The 1,371-nt window shown below is 68.9% G+C and carries 1 protein-coding gene; it reads right to left on the bottom strand.

What is annotated here, in order from left to right:
- Positions 1 to 70: 70 nt before the first annotated feature.
- Positions 71 to 1,258 (bottom strand): IS481 family transposase, encoded by a 1,188-nt coding sequence (locus tag ACFP2E_RS16795; RefSeq protein ID WP_378523444.1) that lies wholly within the window; start codon positions 1,256 to 1,258, stop codon positions 71 to 73.
- Positions 1,259 to 1,371: the final 113 nt, after the last annotated feature.

Below are 1,371 nucleotides of genomic sequence, written 5' to 3'. Positions count from 1 at the left end.
CTGCCGGGGGCGCCGTGTGATGTCGCAAGACATCAGCGACAACGGACCTACGGAAACGTAGGTCCGTTGGTCATTTGCGGGTGGGGCCCTTGGGGGCTCCGGTGGGCTGGTAGTCGCGGCTGGGGTCCAGGATCAGTTCGCGGAGGATCTCGCCGGTGGCGGCGTTGATGATGGTGATGTCGAGGTCCTGGACGAGGAGTCGGACGTAGGTTCCGGCGTGGGTTCGGCCGACTCCGATGTGGTGCAGCCGGCCGTCGTGGCGCAGCGTGACGGTGCCGACCCGGTCGATCTTGTCGGTGCGGACCCGGTCGTGGGTCTCCCGGCTTCGGTCGGCGCCGGGGGTGGCCTTGGGTCGGGCCTGGTAGGCCGCGGCGGGGGTGGCGCGGTGGTCCAGGGACCGGTGGGGCCGGCGGGTGTTGTAGTCGTCGCGGAACCGGTCGAGCAGGGTCTGGAGCTCGGCGATCGTGGTCGGCTGGTCGGGTTGGGCGCGCAACCACTTCTTCATCGTCTGCTGGAAGCGCTCGACCTTGCCGCAGGTGGTGGGGTGGCTGGGGCGGGAGTTCTTCTGCATGATCCCGAGTCGGCGCAGCTCGTGCTCGAGCATGGTCCGGCCGCCCTTTCCGCCGGCGAACCGGACGGTGTAGATCATTCCGTTGTCGGTGAGCGTGGACGCGGGATAGCCGTGCTGGACTGCGGTGTCGGTGAAGGTGGCCAGCACGGTCCGGGCGGTGACCCGCTGGTGGGCTGAGACGTGGAGGGCGTAGCGGGAGTGGTCGTCGAGCCAGGTGATGATCTCGACGTCGACACCGGTGGCCAGCTGGTAGTGGGTGACATCGGACTGCCAGGTCTCGTTGGGCTGTTCGGCGACGAACCGGATGTAGGAGGCCTTGGGTCGCTTGGCCGGCTCGGGGGTGATCGCTGAGTGGCGGGCCAGGATCCGGTGCACGGTGGACTTGGACAGCGCCACGGCGTGGTGGTGCCGCAGGTGCCACACGATGGTTTCCGCGCCGGCGTCGTGGCCGGCCTCGGTCAGCTGTTTGCGCAGCGCCAGGACCAGGTCGCGGGTCGGGGCTGGTGTCGCGGTGGGTGAGGTCTTCGGTCGCCGGGATCGGGGCTCGAACGCGGCCTCGCCCTCGGCCTCGTAGCGGGCCTTGAGGCGGTAGACCCAGGACCGGTGGACGCCGTACCGGGCCGCGACCTCGGCGGGAGTCTGGTTCTCGACGAACAGGGCGGTGATCACGAGCCGGGCCTTGGACATGGCCGAGCATCGAGGAGCCCGGGAGTGTTTCCGATGTCCTGAGACATGGTGTCGCCGATGTCTTGAGACATCTGTCGCCTATGTCCTGAACCAGCACACTGCCGGGGGCGCCG

Origin of the sequence: Nocardioides sp. GCM10027114 (genome assembly GCF_042659625.1) — a bacterium.
Classification (GTDB): Bacteria; Actinomycetota; Actinomycetes; order Propionibacteriales; family Nocardioidaceae; genus Nocardioides.
Note: the sequence above shows the minus strand (reverse complement) of the source record. Positions and strands in the feature narration are given on the sequence as shown.